Origin of the sequence: Picosynechococcus sp. PCC 11901 (assembly GCF_005577135.1) — a bacterium.
GTDB lineage: Bacteria > Cyanobacteriota > Cyanobacteriia > Cyanobacteriales > MRBY01 > MRBY01.
Genome location: NZ_CP040360.1, coordinates 1,465,073 through 1,482,276 on the forward strand (window position 1 = coordinate 1,465,073; position 17,204 = coordinate 1,482,276).

Sequence of the window (17,204 nt, forward strand, 5' to 3'; positions counted from 1 at the left end):
AGTCAAGATTCTTTTAGGGGTAAAAGGGAAAGGCGAAGGGAATCAGAACACAGGACACGGCCCAAAACAGGAGATTTAACGGAATCCCGACCCGAAAATAATCGGTGAATTTGTAGCCCCCTGGCCCGTAGACCATCAAATTAGTTTGGTAGCCGATGGGAGTCGAAAAACTCGCCGAAGCGCCGATCATGATCGCAATCACAAAAGGCATCACATCCACACCGAGGGTATTGGCTAAAGATACTGAAATGGGGAACATTAACGCCGCTGCGGCATTGTTGGTAATTAATTCTGTGAGGAGGGTTGTAATTCCGTAGACAACAACCAGGGTGGGCCAGGGATTGTCTCCGGCCAGTTGCAGAAGATTGGCGGCGATCGCCCCAGCAGCCCCGGTCGTTTCTAAGGCTTTCCCCAAACCAAAGGCGGCCCCAATGACGAGCAACACAGACCATTCAATACTTTTGAGGGAACGACTGGGGGAACAGCAACCGAAAACAATCATGGCGATCGCCGCTAGGGTTGCCGCCTTTAACATCGAGAGCCAACCGAACACCACACAAACCACCATCACCAGCAGAATTCCCAGGGCGAGGGGAGCACGGTCATGGCGCATCGGCTCCGAATCAGGAATTTCACTGACTAAATAGAAGTCCCGGGAACCCCGTTGCTGCTCCAAAAAGGTGGGATGGGTTTCGAGTAATAAGGTATCCCCTGCCAACAGGCGCATTTCCCCGATTTTTCCCTTGAGACGTTCCCCATTCCGGGCCACGGCTAAAACGACGGCATTATAGCGACTGCGAAACTTTCCTTCCCGGATCGTTTGTCGGATTAGCGGACAGGTATTGGAAACAACCGCCTCAATTAGGCAACGTTCAGAGCGGGGAGTATCTAATTTAAAAACTTGATCCGTGGCTGGCTGTAACCCCCGGAGTCGATTGAGGTCGAGGATCGAATCCACTGCCCCGACAAAAACTAACTGATCCTTTTCCTGCAAAACTTCGCGCGGGCTGACTGCTGGCAACACCAAGGAATCCCGCACCACTTCAATCAGGTACAGGTTTGGCAAATTTCGTAGCCCAGCTTCTTCAATACTTTTGCCAATGAGGGGACTGTTTTCGTGGACAACCATTTCCACGGTGTATTGCCGCAGATCGTCTTGGTCACTAATGGCTGGTTTGCGCTCTGGTAGTAGCCAACTGTGACTCAGCATTAGAAAGGTCACACCGGCGATCGCACAGGGTAATCCCACCAAGGCAATATCAAAGAGGCCGAGACCGGCATGGTCTGTTTCCGCAATCAAGAGGCCATTGACCACCAGGTTTGTACTGGTACCAATTAAAGTACAGACGCCCCCAAAGGAAGCGGAATAGCTTAGGGGCAACATTAATTTTGAGGGGCTAATGCGCAGCTTGCGGCACCACTCGTTCACTACCGGGATAAACATCGCCACCACAGGGGTGTTGTTTAGAAAAGCACTCAGGCCCATCACGGGCACCATCAACCGCATCAAGGCCGCAGACTCTCCTTTCGGCAGTCCTAAAACCCGCTGGGAAATCCAACTGAGAGAGCCGGTTTGTTGCAAGCCAGTCACCACGAGATAAAGCACCGCAATGGTCGCCAAACCTTCGTTACTAAACCCGGCGAGGGTAGTACTCGTATCAAGCACCCCCGTCAGCAGCAAGGCTCCCAAGGCACCAAGAAAAATCACCTCGGCAGGGAGAGGCGTCAGGGCATTTAAAAGAAAGGCCACCAGGGTCAGACCGAGGGTCAACCAACCTTGCCAACCCAAACCGAAGAAAGCCGCCTCCCCCAAAGAAGGCAACTGCGCAAACATTGCCATCGAAAATCCTCCAGCACATAGAACGCCTAGCATGGGCGCCGTTGAAAAGAATTTAGTCGTTTTTATGACATTAAAGGGCAGAATCGCGTTCCAAGTTCGGGGCGATCGCCACTGACGTTGCAAAATTCGCGGCCACCAGGGAGGTTGTTTTGCCATAGGACAGGGGCACTAAGAAAAAAAGATTAAGTAACCTTGAAGTATATCCCAACGAAAAATAATTTCAAATAAAATTTAAGATGTATTTCAATTCATTTAGAATTCATGTCTTGGTTTGGAAGACATTGGGCGACAATCCTCCGTTAAAATGACCAAAGACCCGTCCCAAGACCGAACCAAGATCCAACAAAACCCCATGGCCAAGCCTGTCCAAGCTCCCAAAGTGCCAGAAATCATCACTGAGTTGACCGAAAACAATTTTTTCTTTCGGGGAATGGATCCAGATGCACTGCAAAATTGGCTTGATCCAGCGGAACTGATCACCGAGAAACTCTATTCCAGTCGGCCGATCTATACAGCTTTTCGCCCGAACCACAATTTGGAATTTCTCTACGTGTTACTGGCGGGGGGGCCAGTGATTGTGCGGAGTACGCCCCTCGACCGCATCTTAGCGATTACCTACATGGGCAGTTGTTTTGGGATGCGCAATCTTCCCGTTGGGTTTGGGCAGGTGAGTCGGAGTTTTCCCAGTTTGGTGGAAGCCTACAAAACTACCGATGTGCTGAAAATTCCGGTAGCAACGGTACAACGGATCTATGACCAGAGTGCTGATTTTCGCGATCGCTATAACTTGAGTTTCGAGTTGCGAGAAAAATTCCAGTACCATCTGCTGAACTGTAGTACCTACCCACCCCAGGCCGTCGCTTCCCTGCTGCGGGCTTTGATTTACCAAGAGCGATCGCTGGCCAATCAACCCCAGCGTGATGGCGTTTTTAGCTTTGATCTCCCCGTAGATATCATTGCCCATGCCTGCCAACTCAACCACCGCACTGTGGAACAGGTGTTGAAGGGGATGACGAAGGTGGAACTGATTAAGACAGAAAAATCCGCTGAGGGACAAGGGGATCTGATCCATGTGTTGAATCCAGAAGGCCTCAAGGAAGTCTATAGTGCGACCCGCGATAAGGTGGCTTGGTGGCCATTGCGCTAGGCAAGGGAGTCAACCATTGGGGCGATCGCCTAACCACCATTGAAAATCATCTATTTAGCCACCTGAAAATGAAAGGAATCTTACGATTTGCGGCGGCAAGCTACCCTCCCATTGTCGAGATTTGTTAAACTGCTGTAAACACAAATGTGCTGGAAAGTTAAGGGCAAAATTCTGTATATTGTCCCCCGCCAAATCGGTCAACTTTCCCACCATGCCAATGAGGAAGCGCACCCATGAACATGGAGACATTAGAATTCATCATTTACCCTGATGGCCGTGTCCAAGAAAAGGTCACAGGCATTGTCGGGTCTTCATGCCAAGAAGTGACCGCTGCGATCGAAGAGCAACTGGGCGTTGTTCTCTCCCAAGAACAAACCTCGGAATATTTTGCCCAACCGGTAAGCCAAACTGCAACGACGACGAACCCCGTCCAAAGCAATTGGTGATTTTTTCTGCAAACCTCTATAAATAGCCCCGTTAAATCCTATGTCTCATTTCAGCAATATCAAAACCAAAATCCGTAATTTGACTTCCCTCAAGTCTGCCCTCAAGGACATGGACATTGAGTGGAAAGAAGGCCCCAGTGCTGTGCGGGGTTATAAAGGCGATCGCCGCACCGCTGAAGTTGTCATCCAACAGAACAATGACTACGACATCGGCTTTAGCTGGAATGGCCATGAATATGAACTCGTCGCGGATTTGCAATATTGGCAGCAACCCCTAACCGTTGATGGCTTCCTCCAACGTCTCACCCAGGGCTATGCCTACCACACGATCCTCAACGAAACCAACAAACAAGGCTTTCAAGTCAGTGAACAGCAGAAAAACGAAGATGGCTCGATTCGCCTCGTCGTCCAGCGCTGGAGCTAATGTATGACTTTTGAAAATTCCCCCCAGCGGTCTGGTTTTGAGCCGGAGTTGGGGGGCTTTTTAAGAAATGACACGGAACGGTCTGGGTTTGAACCGGAACTAGGTGGCCTGCTGCGCCAAAAAGGGGTGTATGTGGATGAAACCACCTGTATCGGCTGCAAACATTGCGCCCACACGGCTCCCAACACTTTTTATATCGAAGAAGAACATGGTCGGGCCCGGGCCTATCGCCAGGATGGAGATGCTGAGGAAGTTGTCCAAGAGGCGATTGATACCTGTCCGGTAGACTGCATCCATTGGCTAGATTACACGGAACTAAAGGCTAAGGAAGCAGCCAGGAAAAACCAGGTGATTCGGCCCCTCGGTTGTCCCCAGGATGGGGCAGGTCAGGCGATCGCCCGCAAACCTAAACCCTCCCGGAAACCCTAAGCATTTTAAATTTTGCTTGGCTTATGGGTCTTCTGTAGCGGTGACAGCTTGATATTTGGCTTGGCAATAATCATTAAGGGCTTGGCCGATGGTTTGTTCTTCGGTGCCTGCGGTCTGGCTCAGGGACTGGGCAGTTTGGGCCGCTTCTAGGTCTTTGTCCTGGCGCGCTTTTACCATGGCATAGGTGGCTTCGGCCTGACGTTGATAAATGTCGCTAATTTGCGTTTGGTAGGTTTTCATCTGGCTATCCCGTAAACGCAGTTGGGCGATCGCCTCGGCCCCCATTTTTAGGGCATCGGCCGCCTGGAGCCAACGCTCAAAATTAAAAGTTTGCGGAGCTTCTGCCGTTGGTTCGTTCTGGACAAGGGTCTGGGCTTCCGTGACAGTGCTTTGGATTTGCGCCAAAAGTTTTTGACAGTCGTAGAGGGCCGGGTCAATCCTTTGGCAAGCGCCAAGGCTCAAAAGACTGGTGCAACCGATGAGAGAAATCAGACGAAAGGGCGAGAGCAAGGACATTACAGACGAACACTCAATATCGGCAGTGTAGCGAATTTTTTAGAACATTAGACAATCAGAATCAATTCGGAGATATTTTTTCAGGAATAAACGAAAGATGGCGCTAACAAGAATTTTAGAACCGGAAGTGATGGACGATCCCGCCGAGGCGATCGCCTACGATGCGATGGACTTTCGGGCGGTGAATCAAGATTTTGCGGATCTCGTGGTTACAACTTACCCCCAAGAAACCGCTTTCGTTTTAGATTTGGGCACAGGGACAGCACAAATTCCGATTTTGTTAGGGCAACAGCGCCCCCAATGGCAGATTAAAGGCACCGATTTAGCGCAGTCGATGCTCGCCCTGGGACAAAAAAACGTTGTGGCCGCAGGTTTAACAGCACAAATCGAGTTGGTTTATGCCGATGCGAAAAATTTGCCCTGGCCCGACCAAAGCTTTGATGTGATTATTTCTAATAGCCTGATTCACCATTTACCTGATCCGTTGCCCTGTTTTCAGGAAATGGGCCGTCTCCTCAAACCCCAGGGAAACATTATCGTGCGGGATTTGTTTCGTCCCGATAGCACCGCCACCATTGACCAGATCGTTGCTGCTGCCGAGGGGCCAGGTTTTGATGCGCGTCAACGTCAATTATTCTGGGATTCGCTCCATGCGGCGTTTACGGTGCCTGAAATTGAGGCGATCGCCACTGAAGCGGGCTTAACCAAGGCCCAAGTTTATCAATCTTCAGAACGTCATTGGACGCTGATTTTTCCCCAGCCTTAACGCCATGCAACAAGGAATAAATTTTTTAGCCTCAGTTCTGAAGTCATGCGTATTCGAGAGAAAAACTGTGATTATTGCCAAACCATTGCGGCAGTTCGTTACCGAATTCAATATGATGCGAGTGAGCAGTGGGTGTTAGTTTGCCCTGATTGTCGGCGCGAGTTAGCAACCAATAATCCTAACTATCGCTACGGCGGCACCTGGAAGGCGAAGAAACGTAAATAAACCTTTTCGCGGTCGGGAATTTTCGATCCTCCCAGCACAATGGGATAATGAATGCCGTGCGTTTCTAGGCAGCCCATGAAATCTCGTTCCTTTTTTGTGTATCTCGGTCTTCTGGTGGTGCTTCTGCTCTCGGTGGGGCTAGGCAGTTGGTTCGCTATTTTTAAACAGAGTCCCTTACCTTGGTTGCAGGGTGGGGTAGCGCGCAATCCGGCAGCAGCCTTGTTTGTTCCCCGGCAAGCGCCATTGATGCTTTCGCTAGTGGTGAATCCAGAGAAATTAGCCGCCCTGGGCCTCGTGCAAACCCCTTGGGGTAAACGGCGGGCGACGCTCACGGAATTACAACAGGTGAAAACAAGTTTACTCAGTGCGACGGGACTGGATTACAGCAAGCAGATTGAACCGTGGCTGGGGGACGAGTTGAGCTTGGCGGTGACTACTTTAGATGTGGATCGCGATCCGAGTAATGGGGTGCAGCCGGGTTATTTATTGGTGGTAGAAGCACGGGATCAGGCCTTAGCCAAGGAATTTCTACAGCTTTCTTATACGGAACAGGCGATCGCCCCAGAAGCGGGTTTGACGTTTGATCAATATAAGGGGGTCAATTTAGTCATTCCCCAGGCGGACAGCCATCGGTTTGCCAGTGCGATTGTGGGTAATTATGTACTGTTTGCCAACGAAGCAAAGGTGCTACGCAGTGCGATTAATACGGTGCAGGTGCCAGATTTGAATTTGAGCCATGACCCGCAATATACAGAAGCCCTAGAAACCATTGACCGGAAACACATTGGCGTGATGGTGGCGAATTTACCCGCCCTCAGCGCTTGGATTGCCAACGATCCGACCCCAGAGGAACCGACCCTCGAACAACGTTTGGCGATCGCCATCGGTCTTCATCCAGAGGGGTTAGTGGCGGAAACGGCTTTGATTGGGGACACGGAACCTAGCCTGATGCCAGGGGCGACCACGGCACCGACCCATGTCCTCAACTACATTCCCCAGGAGGCGATGTTTGCCGTGGCTGGGCGAGATTTAAACGCTCTCTGGGGTGAAGCGACTACAGGGTTAAATCCGAAAAGTCCCTTATCCCAGATCTTGCAACAGGCGGTCGCCGCAATTCAAGATCCCCTGGGCATTGACCTCCCCGAAGATATTTTTGCGTGGATTTCTGGGGAATATGCCCTGGCCCTCGTCCCCGATGCCGAACGCAATGATGTGGAATGGCTCTTTGTGGCGGAACGACAACCGGAGGTCAACCTCGATCCCGTCATTGAACATTTTGATAGCTTGGCCCAGGAAAAAGGCTTAAGTGTGGGGCGTTTACCCTTGGGCGATCGCCGCGTCACTGCCTGGACAGCCATCGATACCCAAGACCAAGATGAGCTGGTACAACTCAATGCCGATGTCCGGGGGGCGCACCTCAGCGTTGACGAGTACGAACTCTTTGCCACTTCTGTAAAAACCCTCAGCCGGGCGATCCAAGCTAATACCGGGCGATCGCTCCTGAAAAACAAAGATTTCCAGACCAGCATTGCCCAACTGCCTCCCGAAAACAGCGGCTATCTTTTTGCCGATTGGCGTCAAGGTTCCCAACTGTTCAAAACCCAAGTGCCGATCCTGCGGGTGGTCGATTATGTGGCCAAACCCTTCTTTAACCATCTCCGCGCCTTTACCCTCACCAGTGCCGGCAGTACCCAAGATATTCGGCGATCAACCCTATTTTTCAACCTCTCCCCCAATCGTTTACAAAATTGAGACGGTCCCCGATTTGTGAAAGTCCCGATTACTATGGAACAAGGTGATCTTTTTGAAAATTTTGTCCTCCGGTAATCCTTGCCCCTGCGATTTTAATCTGTTGCTTTTATTTCCCCGCTGCCGATGACTGCTTCCCTATTGGCCCCCGGACACACCCTGCGCGGACGTTATCATATTCTCCGGTCTCTGGCCCAGGGAGGATTTGGGGCGACTTTTTTGGCAGAAGACCGCGATCGCCCAAAGCGGCCCATCTGTGTAGTGAAGCTCCTCAAGCCCCAAACCACCGATGCAGAAACCTTGGCAACGGCCCGGCGTTTGTTTGAAACCGAGGCAAAAATTCTCGATGAATTGGGTCAGCACCCGCAAATTCCTCAGTTGCTGGCTTATTTTGAAGAAGGCCAAGAATTTTATTTAGTTGAAGAATATATTGAAGGACAAAGTCTCTGGGAAGAACTACAGCAGCTTTCTCCTTGTCCTCCGGCAGGGGCGATCGCCCTTGTGCAAGAAATCCTGGAATTGTTGGTTTTTGTCCACGAGCACCAGGTAATTCACCGGGATCTCAACCCCAGTAACCTCATTCGCCGCCAAGCCGATCAAAAACTCTGCCTCATTGATTTTGGTGCGGTTAAACAGGTCACCCACCAATTTGCGACTACTTCCGGTCGGCCCACCATCGCCATCGGCACCCAAGGCTATATGCCCCTAGAGCAGATTCAGGGCTATCCCCGTTACTGTAGCGACCTTTATGCGGCGGGGATGATTGCGATTACGGCCCTGACGGGTACCGCCCCCGACAAAATTCCCCTCGATGCCCAAACCGGGGAAGTGCAATGGCAGGATCAAGTGGAAATTTCAGCAGAAGTCAGGCATTTTCTCTCTAAGATGGTGCACCATAATTGGCGCGATCGCTTTGGGACAGCCACAGAAGCCCAACAAGCCTTGCTGCCATTGGCGGCCCAGGGGACACAGTCACCGCAAACGAGCACTCGTGTTTTGTCACCCGTAACGGGCAGCATTCAACACATTAAACAAACGGCGATCGCCCCCCTCAATTACCTCTCAACGGTCGTTTCCCAGCAATACCAGCGTTTGAGCGTTAATCACCAGGCGATCAAGGCCGCACTCCTCGGTGTTGGCTTAGCGGCGTTGGTGGGCACTGGTCTAGGTGTTCATGCGGGGTGGCGGTGGTGGTCAGAGCGCCAAGCCCTGATGGCCCAATACGAACAGGCCCAACTATCCCAATCTCAAAATCAACTGGAGCAGGCCCTCGCCCAATACCAAGAAATTTTACAGACCGTCCCAGACCATGAAGGAGCGCTTTTGGGAAAGGCCCAAGTCCTCCAAGCCCTCGAACGATTTGACGCGGCTTTAGGGGCCTATGATCAGCTATTGGAGGTCAATCCCCGCCGTTGGGAAGCTTGGTGGAGCAAAGGTAAAATCGCCAGCGATCGCCAACAGGACGACCAAGCCCTAACCTTTCTCGACCGCGCTATTCAAGAAGATGCCCGGCAAGCGGTGGTTTGGGAGACAAAGGCGCGACTTCATCTCCGTCGCGAAGAAACCGATGCCGCCCTTAGTAGTCTTGATGCGTTTCTCAGGTTGGATTCCCAGCAGGTCTGGGCCTGGTTTGAGAAGGGCTGGATCCACCATAATCGCGCCGAATATAATGCGGCGATCGCCGCCTACCAGCAGGCCCTCAAACTTGACGACCGGAACGCCGATATTTGGTACCAGCAGGGCAACAGCTATAGCAAACTGCAACGGTACCGGGACGCCAAAAATGCCTATGTCCGGGTAGTAGAACTGGAGCCAGACCGCGCTCCCGCCTGGTATAGCCTCGGCATGGCCCAGGAAAATCTCCGCAATTACACCGAAGCCCAGGATGCCTTTGCCAATGTCACTCGCCTCGAACCTAACAACGACCGGGCCTGGTATCACCTCGCCTGGAACGCAGAACAAAATGGCGATCGCCCCACGGCCATCGATGCCTACCAACGTGTCGTTGCCCTAAATAGCGATGATCGTCCCAGTTGGCGCAGTCTAGGAAATTTACTCTATGACTCTGAAAATTACACCGAGGCGATCGCCGCCTACGAAAATACCCTCCGCCTAGACGATGCCGATGGAGATATTTGGGCGCGTTTGGGGAATGCCTACAAAGCGACCGGTCAGTACCAAACTGCCATCAATGCCTACGACGAAGCGCTCCAGTACAAGCCCAATGACCCAGATATTTTAGGCGATCGCCAGGATGCCCAGGAGCGTCTCCAGTGGGAACAAGCCCAAGATGATTTTAAAGAAGGAGCCGATAGCCTGAAAAAAGTGCTCCGGGATACCCTGCGGGAAATTGTGCCCTGGTTGTAAGTGACTAACCACAAAAAATCCGGGTAGACCCGGATCTCAGCAGAAAAATGGCTTCAAAAATGGTGATTGGTAAATCCTTAGAAACCAAGGGCAGTCCAATCCACTTCAAAACCTTCGAGAATCAGAGAAGAATTGTAGATCTGGAGAATAATAAGCAGGAATACTAAAAACAACGCCATGAAGACGCCCATGAGCGGTGTGGTGCCCCAACCGGGAGCGACTTTACCGTATTCAGAATTCAAAGGCTTGAGAATATCTCCCAACCGAGTACGCTGTGCCATAGGATTCGTGTATCGTAAAGGATTTTTGTAATGTTCCGTAATATTATAGAGGAAGAGTCATCATAAACTGAGATACACCTATGGATTCTGCAACAGTTCTTAGCATCGGCATTGCGGTGGTTGTGATCGCCGTAACAGGGTTTTCGATTTACACAGCCTTCGGGCCTCCTTCGGTAGAACTTGAGGATCCCTTTGAAGATCATGAAGATTAAGCGGGCAGCGATCCTTTAACATCAAGCCCCATGGCTCTTATGCCTGGGTTGTTTTTCTCCCCAGTCTCGCTGTCATCATAAAACCCTTTTTGAGATGTCTTTTTATACCGTCACAATCTGACGCACTTCAACTAGCTCACTTGAAATAAGTTGATCAGGCAGCCTCCGGGCTGTTTTTTCTTGGGGGATTACTCGAAATTCTGGGTTTTAAAAACGTCAAAATAGTTGTAATAAAACCTCAGGTAAGAGCTCTTGCACTCCTGGGAGAACAATATTGGCCCCGACATCCTGCAAGTTAGAGGCATACATATACTCCTTGTCGTCACCAGTCTGGGCGTGGGGTGGGATCACCCCAATGGCTCGCCATCGTCGTTGGGGCTGCTGGCTGATGGCATTGGTAATGGTGCGCATATCGGCAGCGGTATCTCCCACGTAGGCGACGGGGGTCTTGGCTGATGCGGCTTCGAGTTGGGTGATCGCCGCGAGTAATCCCTTGGGATCAGGTTTTTCGGGGGCATCTTCCATGGCAATGAGCACAGGATTTTCTAAGCCCAAACGCCCTTTTAGTACGTGTTCAGCAGAACCCCGCATGGCACCACTAAAAAAGCCCCAGGCAATATCGGCAGCGGTGAGGGCCTCAAAATAGGCTTTGGTGACGAGTAACGGTTCATCGTTGATATACCCATCAAAATTGTGACCCCGGTATTTGCGCTGGAAAAAAGCGACGAGCTCTTTAAAATTGACAGGAATCGTCTCATCCCAACGGCGGATCAGCTCCTGGGAGGCTTTCCAATCGTTATTCCAAATGGCCTCGGCCTTAAGACTATCGATTTCACCATTGCTGGGGCGATATTCCCCTTGGGTGTAATGTTCAACGGTATCGGCGATCGCCCGCCGGTAGGACTGACTCACATCGCGAATCACCCCGTCGATATCAAAAATCACAATCCCCTTCGCCATGGTCACCACCTCTGTTGCAAAACCTATCGCTATACTTATCGTCTCGTTTGCTATTTTCCCAAGTCTTTGACTGAAAACAAAATCAGATTTTTTCTGTTCCTTTGGGGGCTTGGGCAAAGGCTCAATACCCCATAACAAAATTACCGCCCCTTAATATCAGTCCAAACAAAACGAGGTTGCTCAAACTAAGATTAAAGACGGTAATTCAATTTTTTAGAACAAAACAATAACACCCCATGGGGTGCTAGAAGCTGTCCGTCTTAGTTGCGGTAAGGCACTGCGGCAAGGCTGATGTCTGCGGTGGAAACCCGAACGTTGACTTTGGGAATCTGAGCAGAACGCGCCATGTTGAGGAAGAGAGCGGGATCGCCAGCTTGGGGCACCCGGTCGGGAGTCCGGAAACGACGGACTGCATTTTGCCAAACCACTTGGGGGAAGCCCAACTGGGAGCGGTAGTAAGCATCGTAACGGGGAGACTTGATGTTAAAGGGTGTCTCACCTTGCTCACGGCTAGCGAGGCTACGGCGGCGCTGGTAGGGCACCGTGTCATAGCCGAAGTTTTCCATATACTCATCAGTGTTGAGGAGTTGGTCAACAAAGGCCGCTAGACCCTTGGTGCAGATCACGATTGACCAGGCAATTTTTTCCTGTTCGCTGAAGGGATCGCGACCGAGTACCCGTTGGATACACTGCTCAACAAAGCGATAGTTACTGTTTTTGTTATAGAAGCTATCGATGAAGGTTTCCGACAGCAACAGACCCCGAATGAAGTCACGGACAGTGATTTGACCGTTGCGCAACTGGGATTCGAGTAGCTGTTGGCGATCGCACTTAAAAGCGTGGAAGAAAATTTGACGATAGGCAGCGTTGATGAGAACGTCAAAGTCAGAATCGCTAATGACGTTATCGGTTGTAAAAACAAAAGGCTGCTCGTCGCCACCGACGGTATACCCTGCTACCCGAGTGTTTTGGCTCGAGGGGGCGTATTGTAATAAAGGAATTGTCAAACCAGACCTCCGTTATATCAGAAGACTTTAAAAAATAAAATTTCTTACTGATTAGCATAAGGGAGTCAGGGGCTATCCCTCGGAAAGATTAAAAAATATTACAGAAGTTAACGTTTATTTCCCGCGCCCTAGGGCCGCAGTAGCTTGCTTTTTCGGCAAAACTTGATCAAACAAGGGTCTATTCTGGGGCGATCGCCGGGGCCATTTCCTTAAGATAAAAGGAAAAAAGATCCGGCCCTAAAAGGTCAATTTAGAACAATTGACGGTGCCCGAAAAAAATGCAGTATTTTAGAGAAAGTTGAGTCTCTCAACCCCTTAGTTTGACAGCGGGGTTACTGAGCCGCGATCGCCTTCCCCATCCCATTGATTGTTCTCCGTTGAGAGTGTAGGAGTTTTCGGATGAATCAAGCCCCCCCTAACGCCGCAAATGCCAGCTTTCAGGCTGCTTTAGACAATTTAGACCTAGATCTAGACCGAGAATTGCAACGTTATCGACAACAGCGGCCACCATCCGAGCGATTCACACCGCCTCCGAGTCCAGAACCGCCTCTCGATGGGGGATCTGCAGCTCTCGATCAGGGTGATGATGGCGAATTAATGGCCCAACAACCAGCACAGGCTTCTGAAACAGACACTACCGAGACCATCACTGCCGTTGCTGGCCCCCTTTCCCCCTGGGAGCAGCCCACGCCCCCCCCGGAAGATTACCTGCAATCGTCGGAAGAACTCCTCAAAAGTTTAGATGCCAGCAGCCAACCTGTTACCCCGCCCACGCCACGTTGGAAATTAGGTCTTGCTTTTTTGGGAGCAGCCATTTTAGGGGGTGGATTGGTGGCCTTAGCGATCGCCGTTCCCGATTTATTTACCCCGACCCCAGCCCCGGAAACAGCCGCAGAATCCTCCCCGGCCCAGACCACGGCAACAACGCCAGAGACCACTGCGTCGGCGACCTCTAGCACCGTTAATTTAGCCTCCCAAGAATTTATCGAGTTGCGCCTAGACAATCTCAGCATCATTGATCCCAGCGTACCCACGGACACCGAAAATACCGAAGCCGATGCCACTGCTTCTACCAGTGCCACAACGCCTCCCCCGACTCCAGATCAAGCAATAGCAACCCCCCTTGCGCCAGTGCCGGGCTTTCCGGGGACACCTTTGGCCACCCCCGATGGTTTGAAGTTGGGATATTACTACGTGATTTTCCGAAATACGAGTCCCAGCGCCCTGGATCGGGCTCAGGCAGTGGTTGATGGGGCTTTTGTGCGACAGTTCCCCGTGGGCCAAGCCATTCAGATGGCAGAAGTCGATTCAGCCACCAAAGCCGATGATCTGATGCGTCAATTTAAGGCCCAAAAAATTGCAGCGGAGGTTTATTACCATCAACTGTCGCCAGCTTCCTAAACGAGGCGATCGCCCCCTGGGCTAGATTAGTAGTTGAAACGCGTCAGTAAGCGGGACACTGGGCACGATGAATTTTTTCCGGCGCACCTGGGATGGCATTCAACAATGGTGGCAACCTGCCGCTGATCCAGAGCACCTCCTGGAGCAGACCCTCTGGGACATGGAAAAAAAATTGATCCAAATGCGGCGGGCCGTGGCCCAGGCGGTGGCGAGTGCTAAACGGGGAGAACGACACCGAAAAACCATGGCGGCAATGGTACAGCGATGGCAGCAGTGGGTAAAATTGGCCCTGGATTGTGGCGATGAAACCTTAGCAAAAGCAGCGATCGCCCGACGACAAACCTATGGGGAAATGTTGGCGAAACTGGAGGCGCAACGGGAAGAACAACAAGCCTTTATCCGAGGCGTACGCCACGATCTTGAGGCCCTCGAAGACAAAATCAACCACATTAAACTGCAAAAAGATTGGTATGTGACGCGGTTGCGGACGGCGATCGCCCAACAGCAGTTACAAACCCTCCAGCAAGAATTAATGGGGGGAAGTTTGGATACGGCGATCGCCGATTTGGAATTGTCCCTGTGGCAAGTGGAAGCAGAAACCGATCTCATCGATCCCCTCGAAGCACAATTCCGTCAGCTAGAAAAAAGTCAGCGCCATCACCCAAAAAATTCTTAGAAAAATAAAGGCGATCGCCCACTCCATTTTAGGCGCAACGAAGGGTAAAACTTATGTTACGCTGGCCTGTGGTTTTGTATATGTCCAAAGGAGAATTCTGTGGAACGCACATTTGTAATGGTTAAACCGGACGGTGTTCAGCGCGGTTTGGTCGGCGATGTTATCCGTCGTTTTGAAGCAAAAGGCTTTAAGCTTGTCGGTCTAAAATTGGTTTCTGTTTCCCGCGAATTAGCAGAGCAGCACTACGGCGTTCACAGAGAAAGACCGTTCTTCGGTAGCCTCGTAGAATTCATTATTTCTGCCCCCGTCGTCGCCATGGTTTGGGAAGGTAAAGGGGCGATCGCCGCCGCCCGGAAAATCATCGGTGCCACCAACCCCCTCGAAGCAGAACCCGGCACAATCCGGGGTGACTTCGGTGTGGACATTGGCCGTAACCTGATCCACGGTTCCGATGGCCCCGACACCGCCGCCAGTGAAATTGCCCTCTGGTTCTCCGAATCTGAATTGGCCAACTGGGAACCCGCCACCAAAGCTTGGCTCTACGAATAAATCCAATCTGTTTGGTTTCCAAGCAAATTTCGGCAATTTAATTTTTTCAAGACCTCGTTCAACCCCAACGAGGTTTTTTCGTGGCTATTCCTCTTCATCCCAGAGCCGTTCTAATTGGTGCTGCCAAGCCAATAAAGCCCGCTGTTGTTCCCTGGGTTCTTGGTCGAGGCCCCCCATAATCCCTTCTTGGTAAAACCGGGTAATCGTTTGCATCGTCTTTTCGATACTTTGCCCCTGAGACTTGGCGGCACGGATAATTTCTCGCACTTTATCTTCGGCCAGTTGATTAAAAAAGGGACTGAGATTTTGTTGGTGTAAGGCCACCATTTCCGTTAACACCTGTTGGAAAATGGTGGTGTCAAGTTGTTCTAGGGGATATTTAAATACGCCCCAGAGTAAACCCTGGTTGAGGGCGTAGCGGACGAGTTTATTTTCATTAAAGTTACTCTCGAGCAACTGGCCATAATAGGGTTCTGCATCATCCTGGGACGCAACAGGCACGAAGATCCGCAGCATTTGACCATCACTAGACAGGCTCACCAGCAGGTGAAACCGGGCTTGGGATTTGTGTACTTTCCAAGTTTTGTTGTCTGTGTGGTTAATTTTGGCGTCAGGAAAAAATTCAGTGAGGGTAGCGAAGATGGCGTCTGGGGTCATTGTTGCAACTTGAATCGGAAAAATTGAATATTCGCCTTGTACTCGATCAACAGCGGAGGTTATGGCTGGGTCGTGGAACAGGAGTGCCAATCATGGACAGCGACGACAACATCATCAATGGCTTGACGGGTAATTCGAGCCGATTGGCCAGTTTGGTTCGCCAAAATACTGACCAATAAGGTGCTGTCATCGGGTAGATCGAGGTAGCCAGAGAGGCCAGAAACGTGGGTCATGGTGCCTGTTTTCCCAAAGAATTGGTTTTCGACTGGGGTATCTTGAAAGCGGTTTTGGAGAGTGCCTGTGCGACCGGCGATCGCCAAAGAGTTGCGGTAAGTTTCCCCCTGGGGATGGGTCAGCATACCGTCTAGGGTTTGGATTAAGGCCATGGGAGTGACAAGGTTATGGCGAGAAAGACCAGAGCCGTCCCGCAATCGGTAGGTGGCAGGATTTACCCCAATAGATTCTAGGATTGTTTCTGGGTCTCGGTCAGCGGCAGTAAGGGTTTTTAGGAGACTTTCGGCAAAGAGATTATTGCTGTCTTGGTTGGTAGTTTTGAGGATTTCAGCCAAGGGGTCAGAGGCGATCACCGTGAGTGGTTCAATTTTGTAGAGGAGGCTTTCTTTATTAAGGGGATCAGGGAGTAGGGATTGGATATCGGTATTGATGACCCGTCCCCCTTTGAAGCTAATGTTTTGACTGCGCAGGATGGTTTGTACCGTTTCGAGGGCATAGCGGCCAGGATTTGGAATCGATAAAAACCATTGCCTTGGTGGTGCATCGGGAGCCAGTTCTCCCCGGAGGGTTAGGCTATTCGTCCCGTAGGTTTGGCGAGGTTCTGGGGGAATAGTTGCGCCTTCTGGGGTTGTAAAAAGTTGGTGATCCAGTTGCCATTGGCGGGCGGCGATCGCATCCGACCAAGTGACACGGGCGCGACTCCCCACGGCTCCGGGCGTCACAGTGGCAGTGACAACATTTTCATTGAGAATAAGCTGATTTACAGCCGTTGCATAATACCAAGGTAAATCAGACCATTCCCAGGTGGGGGACAGGGTTGCGGACGGTGGACTATCAATAATAATGACCTCCCCCACATCCGTAATCCCTTGGTTTTTAAGTTCTTCGAGGGCAGTGCGGAGCTTTGCCGTGGTTAGGGTCGGGTCTCCTTGGCCTTCAATTACCAAATAGCGAACTTCTCCGTGGATATGCCGAACGAGGGAAATGGGCGTCTGATATTGGTAGTCTGCGCCTAAGTCGGTGAGGGCAGCGGCAGTGGTGAGGAGTTTTTGGTTAGAAGCTGGCACAAAAAGAGTGTCGGCTTGGTGCTCAAATAAGAAACTATCGGTCTGGGGATCTTGGATCGCAATGCCCCACTGGGTTTGTTGCTGTTCTGGACGCTCCAGGATCTGAGAAATAGTGCCAGAGAGATCGCAGGTCTTTTGGGATTGGGCCAGACTTTGGGAGCTAAAAGCCAGGGTTGCTAAACTTGCCAGGGCGAGGATCTGGCTTACCGGTTGAAATTGTGTTTTCCCCATTTTTTCTCCTCGTCAACGGT

Annotated in this window: 19 protein-coding genes; 12 read left to right on the forward strand and 7 right to left on the reverse strand. The window is 51.2% G+C overall.

The genetic code is table 11. From position 1 onward, the window contains the following. Nucleotides 1-13: 13 nt before the first annotated feature. Nucleotides 14-1,840: an SLC13 family permease gene (locus FEK30_RS08085; RefSeq protein ID WP_012306422.1), complete on the reverse strand. Its 1,827-nt coding sequence runs from the start codon at nucleotides 1,838-1,840 to the stop codon at nucleotides 14-16. A 352-nt stretch (nucleotides 1,841-2,192) separates the two neighbouring features. Between FEK30_RS08085 and FEK30_RS08090 the strand changes: the two genes are divergently transcribed. The 4 genes from FEK30_RS08090 to FEK30_RS08105 all read left to right on the forward strand — a co-directional run bounded on the left by FEK30_RS08090 (nucleotide 2,193) and on the right by FEK30_RS08105 (nucleotide 4,286). Further along, nucleotides 2,193-2,987 carry a Crp/Fnr family transcriptional regulator gene (locus tag FEK30_RS08090; protein WP_030006012.1) on the forward strand — a complete coding sequence of 265 codons (795 nt, stop codon included), beginning with the start codon at nucleotides 2,193-2,195 and terminating at the stop codon, nucleotides 2,985-2,987. A gap of 233 nt (nucleotides 2,988-3,220) precedes the next feature. Further along, entirely contained in the window at nucleotides 3,221-3,433 is a 213-nt protein-coding gene (locus tag FEK30_RS08095; protein ID WP_012306429.1) for a DUF2997 domain-containing protein, read from the forward strand. A gap of 40 nt (nucleotides 3,434-3,473) precedes the next feature. Then, on the forward strand, nucleotides 3,474-3,857 hold the full coding sequence (locus FEK30_RS08100) for a DUF1257 domain-containing protein (protein WP_012306430.1): 384 nt from the start codon (nucleotides 3,474-3,476) through the stop codon (nucleotides 3,855-3,857). Nucleotides 3,858-3,860: 3 nt separating this feature from the next. Then, nucleotides 3,861-4,286, forward strand: a complete 426-nt coding sequence (locus tag FEK30_RS08105) for a ferredoxin (protein WP_138072810.1) — start codon at nucleotides 3,861-3,863, stop codon at nucleotides 4,284-4,286. 21 nt (nucleotides 4,287-4,307) lie between these two features. On the opposite strand, the gene FEK30_RS08110 is transcribed toward FEK30_RS08105, so the two are convergent. Beyond that, on the reverse strand, nucleotides 4,308-4,802 hold the full coding sequence (locus FEK30_RS08110) for a hypothetical protein (RefSeq protein ID WP_138072812.1): 495 nt from the start codon (nucleotides 4,800-4,802) through the stop codon (nucleotides 4,308-4,310). Between the two features lie 97 nt (nucleotides 4,803-4,899). Here FEK30_RS08110 and FEK30_RS08115 point away from each other — a divergent pair, with 97 nt between their 5' ends. The 4 genes from FEK30_RS08115 (at nucleotide 4,900) to FEK30_RS08130 (ending at nucleotide 9,909) form a co-directional block, all read left to right on the forward strand. Next, complete coding sequence (locus FEK30_RS08115) at nucleotides 4,900-5,568, forward strand: class I SAM-dependent methyltransferase (protein WP_138072814.1); 669 nt, start codon at nucleotides 4,900-4,902, stop codon at nucleotides 5,566-5,568. Between the two features lie 45 nt (nucleotides 5,569-5,613). Beyond that, the gene (locus FEK30_RS08120; RefSeq protein ID WP_065716088.1) at nucleotides 5,614-5,793 is read left to right on the forward strand and encodes a DUF8622 domain-containing protein; all 180 of its coding nucleotides are present in this window, start codon (nucleotides 5,614-5,616) and stop codon (nucleotides 5,791-5,793) included. A 75-nt stretch (nucleotides 5,794-5,868) separates the two neighbouring features. Beyond that, entirely contained in the window at nucleotides 5,869-7,545 is a 1,677-nt protein-coding gene (locus FEK30_RS08125; protein ID WP_065710279.1) for a DUF3352 domain-containing protein, read from the forward strand. Nucleotides 7,546-7,668: 123 nt separating this feature from the next. Then, on the forward strand, nucleotides 7,669-9,909 hold the full coding sequence (locus FEK30_RS08130; protein ID WP_255448004.1) for a serine/threonine-protein kinase: 2,241 nt from the start codon (nucleotides 7,669-7,671) through the stop codon (nucleotides 9,907-9,909). Between the two features lie 77 nt (nucleotides 9,910-9,986). Here FEK30_RS08130 and psbH read toward each other — a convergent pair whose 3' ends face one another. Further along, nucleotides 9,987-10,190, reverse strand: coding sequence for a photosystem II reaction center phosphoprotein PsbH (gene psbH / locus FEK30_RS08135; RefSeq protein ID WP_012306436.1), 204 nt, complete (start codon nucleotides 10,188-10,190; stop codon nucleotides 9,987-9,989). An 80-nt stretch (nucleotides 10,191-10,270) separates the two neighbouring features. Between psbH and psbN the strand changes: the two genes are divergently transcribed. Then, nucleotides 10,271-10,402, forward strand: a complete 132-nt coding sequence (psbN, locus tag FEK30_RS08140) for a photosystem II reaction center protein PsbN (RefSeq protein WP_012306437.1) — start codon at nucleotides 10,271-10,273, stop codon at nucleotides 10,400-10,402. Between the two features lie 216 nt (nucleotides 10,403-10,618). Here the strand turns inward: psbN and FEK30_RS08145 are convergent, their stop codons facing one another. Next, on the reverse strand, nucleotides 10,619-11,362 hold the full coding sequence (locus tag FEK30_RS08145; RefSeq protein WP_138072816.1) for a TIGR01548 family HAD-type hydrolase: 744 nt from the start codon (nucleotides 11,360-11,362) through the stop codon (nucleotides 10,619-10,621). 260 nt (nucleotides 11,363-11,622) lie between these two features. Next, nucleotides 11,623-12,369: a phycobilisome rod-core linker polypeptide gene (locus tag FEK30_RS08150; protein WP_138072818.1), complete on the reverse strand. Its 747-nt coding sequence runs from the start codon at nucleotides 12,367-12,369 to the stop codon at nucleotides 11,623-11,625. Between the two features lie 399 nt (nucleotides 12,370-12,768). Here FEK30_RS08150 and FEK30_RS08155 point away from each other — a divergent pair, with 399 nt between their 5' ends. The 3 genes from FEK30_RS08155 (at nucleotide 12,769) to ndk (ending at nucleotide 14,995) form a co-directional block, all read left to right on the forward strand. Beyond that, a complete protein-coding gene (locus FEK30_RS08155; protein WP_138072820.1) occupies nucleotides 12,769-13,770 on the forward strand; it encodes a hypothetical protein in 1,002 nt (333 codons plus the stop codon). Nucleotides 13,771-13,837: 67 nt separating this feature from the next. Beyond that, a complete protein-coding gene (locus FEK30_RS08160; RefSeq protein ID WP_099238175.1) occupies nucleotides 13,838-14,446 on the forward strand; it encodes a PspA/IM30 family protein in 609 nt (202 codons plus the stop codon). 99 nt (nucleotides 14,447-14,545) lie between these two features. Then, nucleotides 14,546-14,995, forward strand: a complete 450-nt coding sequence (gene ndk, locus FEK30_RS08165) for a nucleoside-diphosphate kinase (protein ID WP_030007591.1) — start codon at nucleotides 14,546-14,548, stop codon at nucleotides 14,993-14,995. A gap of 84 nt (nucleotides 14,996-15,079) precedes the next feature. Here the strand turns inward: ndk and FEK30_RS08170 are convergent, their stop codons facing one another. Together FEK30_RS08170 and dacB are read right to left on the reverse strand one after the other, a co-directional pair. Next, on the reverse strand, nucleotides 15,080-15,652 hold the full coding sequence (locus tag FEK30_RS08170; RefSeq protein ID WP_138072822.1) for a CesT family type III secretion system chaperone: 573 nt from the start codon (nucleotides 15,650-15,652) through the stop codon (nucleotides 15,080-15,082). A 59-nt stretch (nucleotides 15,653-15,711) separates the two neighbouring features. Beyond that, a complete protein-coding gene (gene dacB / locus FEK30_RS08175; protein WP_138072825.1) occupies nucleotides 15,712-17,184 on the reverse strand; it encodes a D-alanyl-D-alanine carboxypeptidase/D-alanyl-D-alanine endopeptidase in 1,473 nt (490 codons plus the stop codon). Nucleotides 17,185-17,204 lie beyond the last annotated feature (20 nt).